The sequence below is a fragment of the Blastococcus sp. HT6-30 genome, from assembly GCF_039729015.1.
Classification (GTDB): Bacteria; Actinomycetota; Actinomycetes; order Mycobacteriales; family Geodermatophilaceae; genus Blastococcus.
On record NZ_CP155792.1, the window covers coordinates 1749345 to 1763179 of the forward strand.

Sequence of the window (13835 nt, forward strand, 5' to 3'; positions counted from 1 at the left end):
TCCGCCGGCGCTCCACGTCTCCGCGGGGGCCCCGCAGTGACCGTCACGGCACCGAAGGGGTTCAGCGCCGCCGGCGTCGCCGCCGGGCTGAAGTCCTCCGGCGACCCCGACGTCGCCGTCGTCCTCAACCACGGTCCCGACGACGCGGCCGCGGCCGTGTTCACCACCAACCGCTTCCCGGCCGCGCCCGTGCTGTGGAGCCGCCAGGTGCTGGCCGGCGAGCGGGTGCGCGCGGTCGTGCTCAACTCCGGCGGCGCCAACGCCTGCACCGGGCCCGAGGGCTTCCAGGACACCCACGCCACCGCCGAGCACGCGGCCGCCGAGCTCGGCATCGGGGCGGTCGACGTCGCGGTGGCCAGCACGGGCCTGATCGGCATGCGGCTGCCCATGGACGAGCTGACCGCCGGGGTCAGCGCCGCGGTGCAGGCGCTCAGCGAGGAAGGCGGGCCCGACGCCGCCCGCGCGATCATGACCACCGACAGCGTCCCGAAGACGACGGTGCAGGCCCGCGACGGCTGGAGCATCGGCGGGATGGCCAAGGGCGCCGGCATGCTCGCTCCGTCGCTGGCCACGATGCTCGTCGTCCTCACCACCGACGCCGTCGTCCCGCCCTCGGTGCTCGCCTCCGCGCTGAAGCAGGCGACCAGCCTCTCCTTCGAGCGGGTCGACTCCGACGGGTGCCTGTCGACCAACGACACGGTGCTGGTGATGTCCAGCGGCGCCAGCGGCGTCACGCCGGGCACTGAGGAGTTCACCGAGGCGCTCACCGCGGCCGCGACGGACCTGGCGATGCAGCTGCTCGCCGACGCCGAGGGGTCCACCAAGGACATCGCGATCACCGTCCGCAACGCCGCCTCGGTCGAAGACGCGCTCACCGCCGGCCGGGCCTGCGCCCGCAACAACCTGCTCAAGACCGCGCTGTTCGGCAACGACCCCAACTGGGGCCGGGTGCTGGCGGCGGTCGGCACCACCGACGCCGTGTTCGAGCCCGACCAGGTCGACGTGACCATCAACGGCGTCACCGTGTGCCGCGGCGGCTCGATCGGCGACCCCCGCGAGGGTGTGGACCTCACCGGCCGGGAGATCACCATCGACGTCGACCTGGGCGCCGGCGGCGAGACGGCCACGATCTGGACCAACGACCTGTCGATCGCCTACGTGCACGAGAACTCGGCCTACTCCACATGAGCGAGCACCAGGACCCCGCACCCCAGGACCCGACGCCCCCCGACGTGCGGATCGACGAACCCGTCCCACCGCCGCGGCCGGTGCGCACGGTCGGCACCCGGCGGGTCATGCGGAAGAAGGACCCCGAGGGCGACGCGGCCAAGGTCGCTGTCCTCACCGGTGCGCTGCCCTGGCTCAAGGAGTTCCACGGCAACGTCGTCGTCATCAAGTACGGCGGCCACGCGATGGTCGACGACGAGTGCCGCCGGGCATTCGCCGAGGACATGGTCTTCCTGCGGACGTGCGGCATCCTGCCCGTGGTCGTGCACGGCGGCGGCCCGCAGATCAACGCGATGCTGGCCAAGCTCGGCATCAGCAGCGAGTTCCGCGGCGGTCTCCGCGTGACCACCCCGGAGACGATCGACGTGGTCCGCATGGTGCTCACCGGCCAGGTCGGCCCCGACATCGTCGGGCTGATCAACCAGCACGGCCCGATGGCGGTGCACCTCTCCGGCGAGGACGGCGGGCTGTTCACCGCGCGGCGGACCACCGCGGTCGTCGACGGCGAGCGGGTGGACGTCGGGCTGGTCGGCGACATCGCCGCGGTCGACACCACCCCGGTCACGGCGCTGCTGGCGGCCGGTCACATCCCGGTCGTCGCGAGCGTGGCGCCGGACGCCGACGGCGTCGTGCACAACGTCAACGCCGACACCGCCGCGGCCGCGCTGGCGGCGGCGCTGGGCGCGGTCAAGCTCGTGGTCCTCACCGACGTCGAGGGCCTGTACGCCGACTGGCCCGACCGCGACTCCCTGGTCCAGCAGATCGACGCCCGGGAGCTGGCCGAGCTCCTGCCCACGCTGGACGCCGGGATGATCCCGAAGATGGCCGCCTGCCTGCGGGCGGTCGAGGGCGGGGTGAAGCGGGCGACCGTCGTCGACGGCCGGACGCCGCACGCCCTGCTCCTGGAGACGTTCACCACCGAAGGCACCGGGACGATGGTCGTCCCGGCGAAGGACCAGAAGGAGGGCACAGCATGACGACGCACACCGAGGAGCTGGCCCGCCGCTGGTCGGCCGTGATGATGAACAACTACAAGGCGCCGCCGGTCGCGCTGGACTGCGGCTCCGGGGCGACCGTCACCGACGTCGACGGGCGCCAGTACACCGATCTGCTCGGCGGCATCGCGACGACGATCCTCGGCCACGCCCACCCCAGGGTCGTCGAGGCGATCACCGGGCAGGCGGCGAAGCTGGGCCACGTCTCGAACCTGGCGATGCACGAGCCGGGCATCACGCTGGCGGAGCGGCTGCTCGAGCTCGCCGGCCGGCCGGGGCGGGTCTTCTTCTGCAACTCCGGCGCCGAGGCCAACGAGGCGGCGTTCAAGCTCAGCCGGCTCACCGGCCGGCCCGAGGTCATCACCGCCGAGGGCGCCTTCCACGGCCGGACCATGGGTGCGCTGGCCCTCACCGGTCAGCCGTCGAAGGCCGCTGCGTTCGCGCCCCTGCCCGGGGGCGTCGCGTACGTGCCCTACGGCGACGAGACCGCGCTGGCCGACGCCGTCTCCCAGCAGACCGCGATGGTGCTGCTCGAGCCGGTGCTCGGGGAGGGCGGCGTGCTGCCCGCACCGGCCGGCTACCTCGCCGCCGCCGCGTCCACGGCCTCCGGGGCCGGCGCGCTGTTCGCCGTCGACGAGGTGCAGACCGGCATCGGCCGGACCGGTCACTGGTTCGCCTCCCAGGCCGACGGCCTGCACCCCGACGTCATCACGCTGGCCAAGGCGCTGGGCGGTGGGCTGCCGATCGGCGCGATGCTCGCCTTCGGCGAGGCCGCCGACCTGCTGACGGCGGGCTCCCACGGCTCCACCTTCGGCGGGAACCCGATCGCGGCCGCCGCCGCGCTGGCCGTCCTCGACACGATCCGCGACGAGGGGCTGCTCGAGCGGGCCAAGGAGATCGAGCACCGGTTCTCCACCGGTATCGAGGCGCTGGGGCACGCGGGGATCAGCGGGGTGCGGGGGAGGGGCGCGCTGCTCGGCGTCGTCCTCACCGCCGACGTCGCCGCGCAGCTGGAGGCCACCCTGCGGGCCGCCGGCTTCCTCACCAACGCCGTCGCGCCCGGCGTGCTCCGCCTCGCCCCGCCCCTGATCCTCACCGACGCACAGATCGACGCCTTCGTCGCCGCCCTGCCCGCGGCCCTCGACGACGCGATGGAGAACGGCTCGTGACCCGGCACTTCCTCACCGACGACGACCTCTCGCCCGAGGAGCAGGCCGAGGTGCTGGCGCTGGCCGCCTCGCTCAAGGCGAGCCGGCACACGGCCGGGGCACCGGCCCCGCTGCGCGCCCCGAACGGCACGCCGCAGGCGGTGGCCGTCGTCTTCGACAAGCCCTCGACCCGCACCCGGGTGTCCTTCTCGGTGGGTGTTGCCGAGCTCGGCGGCTACCCGCTGGTCATCGACGCCGCCACCAGCCAGCTGGGCCGCGGTGAGCCGATCGAGGACACCACCCGCGTGCTCGACCGGCAGGCCGCCGCCATCGTGTGGCGCACCTTCGGCCAGGACCGCATCGAGGCCATGGCCGCGGTCAGCCGCGTCCCGGTGGTCAACGCCCTCACCGACTCGTACCACCCCTGCCAGATCCTGGCGGACCTGCAGACGGTGGCCGAGCACAAGGGCTCGCTGGCCGGGCGGTCGCTGTCCTACCTGGGCGACGGCGCCAACAACATGGCGCACTCCTACCTGCTGGGCGGCGCCACGGCGGGTATGCACGTGCGGATCGGCTCCCCGGAGTCCTTCCGGCCCGACCCGGCCGTGCTCGAGCGCGCGGCGGCGATCGCCGCCGGCACCGGCGGGTCGGTGAGCTGGACCGCCGATGCCGCGGCCGCGGCCGACGGCGCCGACGTGCTGGTCACCGACACCTGGGTCTCCATGGGCCAGGAGGGTGAGCACGACGCCCGCACCGCGCCGTTCCTGCCCTACGCCGTCGACGAGGCCGCGCTGTCCCGGGCCGCCGCCGACGCCGTCGTCCTGCACTGCCTGCCGGCCTACCGCGGCAAGGAGATCGCCGCCGAGGTGATCGACGGACCGCAGAGCGTGGTCTGGGACGAGGCCGAGAACCGGCTGCACGCCCAGAAGGCCGTGCTCGTCTGGCTGCTGGAGAAGAGCTCGTGACCCGCGGTGTGCGCCGGCGGCGTGCCGGAGGCCGGCGGGCATGACCCAGGCGCTGACGCGGTCGGCCCGGCAGGCGCGCATCCGCCAGCTGATCGAGGCGCAGCCGGTGACCTCGCAGACGCAACTCGCCGCGCTGCTGGCCGAATCGGGCATCGAGGTCACCCAGGCGACGCTCTCCCGGGACCTGGAGGAGCTCGGCGCCGTCAAGATGCGCGGCTCGGACGGCGCCCCGGCGTCCTACGGGCTGCCGCCGGAGAACGCCCCGCTGCGCCCGGCGCAGACGGCGCCCGCGCGGCTGACCCGGCTGCTGGCCGACCTGCTCACCGGCGCCGAGGGCAGCGCGAACCTCGCCGTCCTGCGCACACCCCCCGGCGCCGCGCAGTTCCTCGCCTCGGCGCTGGACAAGGTGGGCCTCCCCGATGTCCTGGGCACCATCGCCGGGGACGACACTCTGCTGGTCGTCTCGCGCGACCCCGACGGCGGGCCCGCCCTGGCCGACCGGCTGCGGGCGCTCGCGCAGCGGACGCCCGCCGTCTACCCCGAACTGAGCGCCGACCTGGAAGAGGAACCCGGCACGTGAGCAACAGCGCACCTGGATCGCAGACCCGGCTCTGGGGCGGTCGCTTCGGCGGCGGGCCATCGGACGCGCTGACGGCGTTGTCCAGGTCGACGCACTTCGACTGGCAGCTGGCTCCCTTCGACCTGGCGGGCTCGCGCGCCCACGCCCGCGTGCTGCACCGGGCCGGACTCCTGGCCGACGACGAGCTCGAGCAGATGATCGGCGCCCTCCGCGCGCTCTCCGACGAGGTCGCCGCCGGCACGTTCACCGCGATCGACTCCGACGAGGACGTGCACGAGGCGCTCGAACGCGGCCTCACCGAGAAGCTCGGCGCGCTGGGCGGCAAGCTGCGCGCCGGCCGCAGCCGCAACGACCAGATCGCCACCGATCTGCGGCTCTACCTGCGCCACCACGTGCGGGCGCTGGTCGGCGAGCTCTCCTCGCTGGAGTTCGCGCTGCTGGGCCTTGCCGAGCGGTACTCCGACGTCGCGGCACCGGGGATGACGCACCTGCAGCACGCCCAGCCGGTGCTGATCGCCCACCAGCTGCTGGCGCACGCGCACTCGATCGCCCGCGACGTCGACCGACTGGTCGACTGGGACAGGCGGGCAGCCGTCAGCCCCTACGGCTCCGGCGCCCTGGCCGGCTCCTCGCTGCCGCTGGACCCCGACGCCGTCGCTGCGGAGCTCGGTTTCGACCGGGCTTCGGACAACTCGATCGACGGCGTGAGCGACCGCGACTTCGCCGCGGAGTTCTGCTTCGTCGCCGCCCTGCTCGGCGTCCACCTCTCCCGGCTGGGGGAGGAGGTCGTGCTCTGGACCTCGACGGAGTTCGGCTGGGCGCGCCTCGACGACGCCTGGGCGACCGGGTCGTCGATCATGCCGCAGAAGAAGAACCCCGACATCGCCGAGCTGGCCCGCGGGAAGTCCGGGCGCTTCGTGGGCAACCTGACCGGCATCCTCACCATGCTCAAGGGGCTGCCGCTGGCGTACGACCGCGACCTGCAGGAGGACAAGGAGCCGGTCTTCGACTCCATGGAGCAGCTGCTGCTCCTCCTCCCCGCGGTGACCGGGATGATGGCGACGCTCACCCTCCGACCCGAGGTGCTCGAGGCCGCCGCGCCTCAGGGCTTCGCGCTGGCCACCGACGTCGCCGAGTGGCTCGTCCGGCAGGGCGTGCCGTTCCGGTCGGCGCACGAGATCAGCGGCGCGATGGTCGCCTTCTGCGAGGAGGCCGGCCTGGAGCTCGACCAGCTCGACGACGAGCAGCTGGCCGGCATCGACGGACGGCTGACGCCGGACGTGCGCTCGGTCCTCTCGGTGCGCGGCGCGCTCGCCGCGCGCAGCACCCGCGGGGGCACGGCACCGGAGCGGGTCGCCGAGCAGCTGGCCTCGCTCCAGGAGCTCGCGTCGGCGCACGGGCGCTGGTCCTCGTCGTCGCCGGTGGCGCCGGTCCTCTGATCGTGCCGCCGCCCGACGACTCCCGGCCCGGGCCGGGTCCCCTCGTCCGCGAGGAGGACCTGCTCGGGCCGGTCGACGTCGTGGCCCCGGCGTTGCTCGGCTGCTGGGTGGTCACCGACCGCCCGGAGGGCCGGGTGGCGATCCGGCTCACCGAGGTGGAGGCCTACTCCGGGCAGGGGGAGGACCCGGCCTCGCACGCCCACGGCGGACCGACCCCGCGCGCGGAGATCATGTTCGGCCCGCCGGGCCGGCTCTACGTCTACTTCAGCTACGGCGTGCACTGGTGCGCGAACGTCGTCGTCGGCCCGGAGGGACGCGGCTCGGCGGTGCTGGTGCGCGCCGGTGAGGTCGTGGTGGGGGAGGAGCTGGCCCGGCAGCGCCGTCCCGCTGCACGGGCCGGGCGGGACCTCGCCCGGGGCCCGGCCCGGCTCACCCAGGCGCTGGCCATCGGGCCCGGCGACCGGGGGAGCGACCTGCTCGACGCCGCCAGTCCCGTCCGGCTGCACCGGGGCCGGCCGCCGGTCGCGATCTCGGCCGGTCCGCGGGTCGGCATCAGCAAGGCCACCGAGCTGCCGTGGCGGTTCTGGGAGACCGACGCCCCGTCGGTGAGCGCGTTCCGGGCGGGTGGGAAGCCGCGGCGCAGGCGCGCGGGGCAGGATGGACTCCCGTGACCGACGTGATCGACGAGCTGCACCGCCGCGGGCTGATGGCCCAGAGCACCGACGAGGCCGCGCTGCGCGCCCATCTCGCCGAGGGTCCGGTCGCGTACTACGCCGGCTTCGATCCGACCGCGCAGAGCCTGCACGTCGGGCACCTGCTCCAGTTCATGGTCCTGCGGGCCCTCCAGCGGGCCGGGCACCAGCCCGTCGTCCTCGTCGGCGGCGCGACCGGCCTGATCGGTGACCCGCGGCCGTCGTCGGAGCGGCAGCTCAACGACCGGGACACCGTCGCCGCCTGGGTGGAGCGCATCCGCGAGCAGGTCGCGCCGTTCCTGGACGTGCCGGCCGGGACCGCGGGCCTGAGGAGCCCGATCTACGTGAACAACCTCGACTGGACCGCGCCCGTCTCGGCCATCGACTTCCTCCGCGACCTGGGCAAGCACTTTCGGGTCGGCAGGATGCTGGCCAAGGAGGCGGTCTCCGCGCGGCTGAACTCCGAGGCCGGCATCAGCTACACGGAATTCAGCTACCAGATCCTGCAGGCCAACGACTTCCGCGAGCTGAACCGCCGGCACGGGGTCACGCTGCAGACCGGCGGATCGGATCAGTGGGGCAACCTGACGGCGGGCATCGACCTGGTGCGCCGCACCGAGGGCGCGACCGTGCACGCGCTGTCCACCCCGCTGGTGACGAAGTCGGACGGCACCAAGTTCGGCAAGTCCGAGGGTGGCGCCGTCTGGCTGGACCCGACGCTGACCTCCCCGTACGCGTTCTTCCAGTTCTGGCTCAACGCCGACGACGCGGACGCCCGGATGTGGCTGCCGCTCTACTCCGAGCGCCCGGCCGAGGAGGTGGCGGCGCTGATCGCCGAGAGCACCGAGCGGCCGGCGGCACGGACGGCGCAGCGGGCGCTCGCCGAGGAGCTGACCCTGCTGGTGCACGGTCCTGACCAGCTGCGCCAGGCAGAGGCGGCCGGGCGGGCGCTGTTCGGCCGGGACGACCTCGCGTCGCTCGACGCCACGACGCTGACCGCCGCCCTCGAGGAGGCCGGGTGCCTCACCGTCGACGGTGAGGTGCCGACCGTGGCACAGCTCCTGCAGCGGACCGGTCTGGTCGCCAGCCTCTCCGAGGCGCGGCGCACGGTGAAGGAGGGCGGGGCCTACCTCAACAACGAGCGGGTCACCGACGCCGAGGCGGTACCCGCCGAGGATGCGTGGCTGGCCGGCGGGTGGCTCGTCCTGCGCCGCGGTCGGCGCGCGATCGCCGGCGTCCGCCGCGGGAGCTGAGCCCCTCGGCCCCGCGTGAACGGCGTGTGACAGAGACGTGGCGGACGCGTGTCGGGCGTCACCGGGGGGTCGGGTTGCACGGGGCTGGTGGGGGCGTGTAACTTTCTTTTTGCGCCGCGCGGCCCGGAAGGGCCGCCGGACCAGCCCCCCGCTCGACGGGCTGCTGGAAACCGGCGTAGAGTTGGACATCCAGCCAGGGACGAGGCCCGGAAGGGTCGAGTGTCTGCGCGTCCGCTCCTTGAGAACTCAACAGCGTGCCGAAAGTCAGTGCCAAGTAATACCCCGTGCCGGTCTTCGGGCCGGCTGGGATTCCTTTGGTTGATTGATATCGAGAGTGTCAGCTCTCGGTTCTCAGCTGCGATCAGATCATCTACGGAGAGTTTGATCCTGGCTCAGGACGAACGCTGGCGGCGTGCTTAACACATGCAAGTCGAACGGTGAACTCCGCTTGCGGGGGGATCAGTGGCGAACGGGTGAGTAACACGTGGGCAACCTGCCCCTGGCTCTGGGATAACTCCAAGAAATTGGGGCTAATACCGGATATGACCGCTGGCCGCATGGTCTGGTGGTGGAAAGATTTATCGGCTGGGGATGGGCCCGCGGCCTATCAGCTTGTTGGTGGGGTAGTGGCCTACCAAGGCGACGACGGGTAGCCGGCCTGAGAGGGTGACCGGCCACACTGGGACTGAGACACGGCCCAGACTCCTACGGGAGGCAGCAGTGGGGAATATTGCGCAATGGGCGGAAGCCTGACGCAGCGACGCCGCGTGGGGGATGACGGCCTTCGGGTTGTAAACCTCTTTCAGCAGGGACGAAGCGAGAGTGACGGTACCTGCAGAAGAAGCACCGGCCAACTACGTGCCAGCAGCCGCGGTAATACGTAGGGTGCAAGCGTTGTCCGGAATTATTGGGCGTAAAGAGCTCGTAGGCGGTTCGTCGCGTCGGCTGTGAAAACCTGAGGCTCAACCTCAGGCCTGCAGTCGATACGGGCGGACTTGAGTTCGGCAGGGGAGACTGGAATTCCTGGTGTAGCGGTGAAATGCGCAGATATCAGGAGGAACACCGGTGGCGAAGGCGGGTCTCTGGGCCGAAACTGACGCTGAGGAGCGAAAGCGTGGGGAGCGAACAGGATTAGATACCCTGGTAGTCCACGCCGTAAACGTTGGGCGCTAGGTGTGGGGGCCATTCCACGGTCTCCGTGCCGCAGCTAACGCATTAAGCGCCCCGCCTGGGGAGTACGGCCGCAAGGCTAAAACTCAAAGGAATTGACGGGGGCCCGCACAAGCGGCGGAGCATGTTGCTTAATTCGATGCAACGCGAAGAACCTTACCTAGGCTTGACATGCACGGAAATCCTCCAGAGATGGTGGGTCCGTAAGGGCCGTGCACAGGTGGTGCATGGTTGTCGTCAGCTCGTGTCGTGAGATGTTGGGTTAAGTCCCGCAACGAGCGCAACCCTCGTTCTATGTTGCCAGCACGTGATGGTGGGGACTCATAGGAGACTGCCGGGGTCAACTCGGAGGAAGGTGGGGATGACGTCAAATCATCATGCCCCTTATGTCTAGGGCTGCAAACATGCTACAATGGCCGGTACAAAGGGCTGCGATACCGTAAGGTGGAGCGAATCCCAAAAAGCCGGTCTCAGTTCGGATTGGGGTCTGCAACTCGACCTCATGAAGTTGGAGTCGCTAGTAATCGCAGATCAGCAACGCTGCGGTGAATACGTTCCCGGGCCTTGTACACACCGCCCGTCACGTCACGAAAGTCGGTAACGCCCGAAGCCGGTGGCCCAACCCTTGTGGAGGGAGCCGTCGAAGGCGGGATCGGCGATTGGGACGAAGTCGTAACAAGGTAGCCGTACCGGAAGGTGCGGCTGGATCACCTCCTTTCTAAGGAGCACTGGCCGCGTCCCTGTGGGGTGTGGTCCAGAGCCGCGCTCAGGGCATGACGGTCCGCCACTACCGGTGGGCTGCACAGTTCCTGGGGTGGTGCTCGAGGGTGGAACGCTGACCAGTTCGGCCGGCAGCTGCTGCTGCTCCTAGTACGGCGTCTGCTCTGTCCTTCGGGATGGGGTGGGTGTGGGGAACGGGGTGGGAGGGGTGGGTTGGTCGTAGGCACGCTGTTGGGTCCTGAGGGAGCGGGTTGGTCCGTTTCTTCGTGTCAGGGCCTCCTGGTTCTCGTACCGTCACCGTGTCCCTTGTGTGGGGTGGGTGGGTCTGGCGGGGATGGTGTGGGGGGTGGCTGGTCGTACGTTGAGAACTGCACAGTGGACGCGAGCATCTTCTGACTCTGATTAGCAGAGTTTCGAGTTTGTAGGCCCGTCTCATCATTTCCTTCCGGGGGTGTGGGGCGGGATTTTTGTGTGGCCAAGTTGTTAAGGGCACACGGTGGATGCCTGGGCACCAGGAGCCGATGAAGGACGTAGGAGGCTGCGATAAGCCTCGGGGAGCTGTCAACCGAGCGTTGATCCGAGGATTTCCGAATGGGGGAACCCCGCACCAGTCATGTGGTGTGACCCGCGCCTGAACACATAGGGCGTGTGGAGGGAACGTGGGGAAGTGAAACATCTCAGTACCCACAGGAAGAGAAAACAACAGTGATTCCGTGAGTAGTGGCGAGCGAAAGCGGAAGAGGCTAAACCGATCGCATGTGATAGCCGGCAGGCGTTGTGTGGTCGGGGTCGTGGGACAGTTCAGCATCCTCTGCCGGGGGTGCAGGGAGTCATAAAGGACTTGTGTTAGTGGAAGGCCTCTGGAAGGGGTCGCCGTAGAGGGTGATAGCCCCGTACACGAAAACTCAGTCTCTCCCGAGCTTGTTTCCCAAGTAGCACCGAGCCCGTGAAATTCGGTGTGAATCTGGCGGGACCACCCGCTAAGCCTGAATACTCCCTGGTGACCGATAGCGGACAAGTACCGTGAGGGAAAGGTGAAAAGTACCCCGGGAGGGGAGTGAAATAGTACCTGAAACCGTGTGCCTACAAGCCGTGAGAGCTTCAAGCCTTTCGGGGCTGGGGTGATTGCGTGCCTTTTGAAGAATGAGCCTGCGAGTTAGCGGTACGTGGCGAGGTTAACCCGTGTGGGGAAGCCGTAGCGAAAGCGAGTCCGAACAGGGCGGTTTGAGTCGCGTGCTCTAGACCCGAAGCCGAGTGATCTACCCATGGCCAGGTTGAAGCGCGGGTAAGACCGCGTGGAGGACCGAACCCACCAGGGTTGAAAACCTGGGGGATGAGCTGTGGGTAGGGGTGAAAGGCCAATCAAACTCGGTGATAGCTGGTTCTCCCCGAAATGCATTTAGGTGCAGCGTCACGTGTTTCTTGCCGGAGGTAGAGCACTGGATGGCCGATGGGCCCCACAAGGTTACTGACGTCAACCAAACTCCGAATGCCGGTAAGTGAGAGCGTGGCAGTGAGACTGCGGGCGATAAGGTTCGTAGTCGAGAGGGAAACAGCCCAGATCATCGGCTAAGGCCCCTAAGCGTGTGCTAAGTGGAAAAGGATGTGGGATCGCAGAGACAACCAGGAGGTTGGCTTAGAAGCAGCCACCCTTGAAAGAGTGCGTAATAGCTCACTGGTCAAGTGGTTCCGCGCCGACAATGTAGCGGGGCTCAAGCACACCGCCGAAGCCGTGGCATTCACACGTTCGCCCGCTGGTGCCTTTCGGGGTGCCGGCCAGGTGTGTGGATGGGTAGGGGAGCGTCGTGTGGCGGTGGAAGCGGCGGAGTGATCCAGCCGTGGACGCCACACGAGTGAGAATGCAGGCATGAGTAGCGAGAGGGGAGTGAGAACCTCCCCCGCCGGAAGACCAAGGGTTCCTGGGCCAGGCTAATCCGCCCAGGGTGAGTCGGGACCTAAGGCGAGGCCGACAGGCGTAGTCGATGGACAACGGGTTGATATTCCCGTACCCGCGAAGGAACGCCCATGCTGAACCCAGCGATGCTAACCCACCGAAGCCGGTGCGCCCACTTGTGGGTAATCCGGTGGAGCTGGGGACCCGGACTGGTAGTAGGCAAGCGATGGGGTGACGCAGGAAGGTAGTCCTACCGGTGAGTGGTAGTACCGGTGCAAGGGTGTGGCCCGTGACGTAGGTAAATCCGCGTCGCACACAGGGTGAGGCCCGACGCATAGCCGAATGAGGCGAATTGGATGATCCTATGCTGCCGAGAAAAGCCTCTAGCGAGTTCCGAGCGGCCCGTACCCCAAACCAACTCAGGTGGTCAGGTAGAGAATACCGAGGCGATCGAGCGAACTGTGGTTAAGGAACTCGGCAAAATGCCCCCGTAACTTCGGGAGAAGGGGGGCCATCTACTGTCAACATCCTTGCGGTGGGCAGCGGTGGGTGGCCGCAGAGACCAGTGAGAAGCGACTGTTTACTAAAAACACAGGTCCGTGCGAAGTCGTAAGACGATGTATACGGACTGACGCCTGCCCGGTGCTGGAACGTTAAGGGGACGGGTTAGTGCACTTCGGTGTGCGAAGCTCAGAACTCAAGCGCCAGTAAACGGCGGTGGTAACTATAACCATCCTAAGGTAGCGAAATTCCTTGTCGGGTAAGTTCCGACCTGCACGAATGGCGTAACGACTTCTCAGCTGTCTCAACCACAGGCTCGGCGAAATTGCACTACGAGTAAAGATGCTCGTTACGCGCGGCAGGACGGAAAGACCCCGGGACCTTTACTATAGCTTGATATTGGTGTTCGGTTCGGCTTGTGTAGGATAGGTGGGAGACTGCGAAGCGGGCACGCCAGTGTTCGTGGAGTCGCCGTTGAAATACCACTCTGGTCGAATTGGATGTCTAACCTCGGTCCGTGATCCGGATCAGGAACAGTGTCAGGTGGGTAGTTTAACTGGGGCGGTTGCCTCCCAAAATGTAACGGAGGCGCCCAAAGGTTCCCTCAGCCTGGTTGGCAATCAGGTGTCGAGTGCAAGTGCACAAGGGAGCTTGACTGCGAGACCGACGGGTCGAGCAGGAGCGAAAGCTGGGACTAGTGACCCGGCACCGGCATGTGGAAGCGGTGTCGCTCAACGGATAAAAGGTACCCCGGGGATAACAGGCTGATCTTCCCCAAGAGTCCATATCGACGGGATGGTTTGGCACCTCGATGTCGGCTCGTCGCATCCTGGGGCTGGAGTAGGTCCCAAGGGTTGGGCTGTTCGCCCATTAAAGCGGTACGCGAGCTGGGTTTAGAACGTCGTGAGACAGTTCGGTCCCTATCCGCCGCGCGCGTAAGAGACTTGAGAAGAGCTGTCCCTAGTACGAGAGGACCGGGACGGACGAACCTCTGGTGTGCCAGTTGTACCGCCAGGTGCACTGCTGGTTAGCTACGTTCGGCAGGGATAACCGCTGAAAGCATCTAAGCGGGAAGCTCGCTTCAAGATGAGGTCTCTCACCGGGTCAACCGGGTAAGGCCCCCGCCCAGACCAGCGGGTTGATAGGCCGGAAGTGGAAGCACCGCAAGGTGTGGAGCTGACCGGTACTAACAGGCCGAGGGCTTGACCACACACACCCACATCCATCGGGGTCTGTGACAGGTCAGGGTCA

The 13835-nt window shown here is 68.3% G+C and carries 8 protein-coding genes and 2 rRNA genes; all 10 read left to right on the plus strand.

From position 1 onward, the window contains the following. Positions 1–36: 36 nt before the first annotated feature. A complete protein-coding gene (argJ, locus tag ABC795_RS08430) occupies positions 37–1188 on the plus strand; it encodes a bifunctional glutamate N-acetyltransferase/amino-acid acetyltransferase ArgJ (RefSeq protein WP_347060553.1) in 1152 nt (383 codons plus the stop codon). Continuing rightward, positions 1185–2204: an acetylglutamate kinase gene (argB, locus tag ABC795_RS08435; protein WP_347060554.1), complete on the plus strand. Its 1020-nt coding sequence runs from the start codon at positions 1185–1187 to the stop codon at positions 2202–2204. Before argJ ends, argB begins: the two co-directional genes overlap by 4 nt. After that, a complete protein-coding gene (locus ABC795_RS08440; RefSeq protein ID WP_347060556.1) occupies positions 2201–3391 on the plus strand; it encodes an acetylornithine transaminase in 1191 nt (396 codons plus the stop codon). Before argB ends, ABC795_RS08440 begins: the two co-directional genes overlap by 4 nt. Then, entirely contained in the window at positions 3388–4335 is a 948-nt protein-coding gene (gene argF, locus ABC795_RS08445; protein WP_347060557.1) for an ornithine carbamoyltransferase, read from the plus strand. Before ABC795_RS08440 ends, argF begins: the two co-directional genes overlap by 4 nt. 40 nt (positions 4336–4375) lie before the next feature. Beyond that, positions 4376–4915 carry an arginine repressor gene (locus tag ABC795_RS08450; protein WP_347060559.1) on the plus strand — a complete coding sequence of 180 codons (540 nt, stop codon included), beginning with the start codon at positions 4376–4378 and terminating at the stop codon, positions 4913–4915. Beyond that, positions 4912–6354 carry an argininosuccinate lyase gene (gene argH, locus ABC795_RS08455; protein WP_347060560.1) on the plus strand — a complete coding sequence of 481 codons (1443 nt, stop codon included), beginning with the start codon at positions 4912–4914 and terminating at the stop codon, positions 6352–6354. The genes ABC795_RS08450 and argH overlap by 4 nt, the downstream gene beginning before the upstream one ends. Before the next feature lie 2 nt (positions 6355–6356). Continuing rightward, on the plus strand, positions 6357–7025 hold the full coding sequence (locus ABC795_RS08460) for a DNA-3-methyladenine glycosylase (protein ID WP_347060561.1): 669 nt from the start codon (positions 6357–6359) through the stop codon (positions 7023–7025). Then, positions 7022–8299 (plus strand): tyrosine--tRNA ligase, encoded by a 1278-nt coding sequence (gene tyrS / locus ABC795_RS08465; RefSeq protein ID WP_347060562.1) that lies wholly within the window; start codon positions 7022–7024, stop codon positions 8297–8299. The genes ABC795_RS08460 and tyrS overlap by 4 nt, the downstream gene beginning before the upstream one ends. A gap of 369 nt (positions 8300–8668) precedes the next feature. Then, a 16S ribosomal RNA gene (locus tag ABC795_RS08470) occupies positions 8669–10187 on the plus strand. Positions 10188–10662: 475 nt separating this feature from the next. Then, a 23S ribosomal RNA gene (locus ABC795_RS08475) occupies positions 10663–13794 on the plus strand. Together the 16S and 23S rRNA genes form the textbook arrangement of a ribosomal RNA operon. The last annotated feature ends 41 nt before the right edge of the window (positions 13795–13835 follow it).